At 40.4% G+C, this 401-nt stretch carries 1 protein-coding gene; it reads right to left on the bottom strand.

Annotated features, from left to right (window positions below; genetic code table 11):
- Nucleotides 1-107: 107 nt before the first annotated feature.
- Nucleotides 108-401: transposase (locus QWT87_RS21160; RefSeq protein ID WP_302718729.1), on the bottom strand; the 294-nt coding region annotated here is incomplete at its 5' end.

Raw genomic sequence — 401 nt, 5'->3', positions numbered from 1 at the left:
GAGACTTTGAGAAGAGTCTCTTTTTTTGTGGGTGATTTTGGCGAGTTTTTCTTGGTTTTATCGTGCTTTCCTTCACGTTAGGTTAACATTTCCCTTACCCAAATCCGCTAAAATGCAGATTTAGGAGCAGGTAAATTTCGGCTCATCTCCAAAAACCAACTTGGCGGACCTCGTAGATCGAACGTGGCAATCGTCACAAGATTTCCATCTTTACAACACGTACATTTCGGCTGAAAAGCTTTTGGCGGAAGCTTTTCTTTGGGCTGGATGCCTAAATTTTGTTGTAGATTTTTAAGTTTGATACGCTTCCAGGTGCTGCTCAAAAAACCATAATGACGGATTTTTACAAATCTTTTCGGTAAAATATGCATCACAAAACGGCGGATAAACTCTTCATGGCT

Source organism: Chryseobacterium urinae (assembly GCF_030518295.1).
GTDB lineage: Bacteria > Bacteroidota > Bacteroidia > Flavobacteriales > Weeksellaceae > Chryseobacterium > Chryseobacterium mucoviscidosis.
Note: the sequence above shows the minus strand (reverse complement) of the source record. Positions and strands in the feature narration are given on the sequence as shown.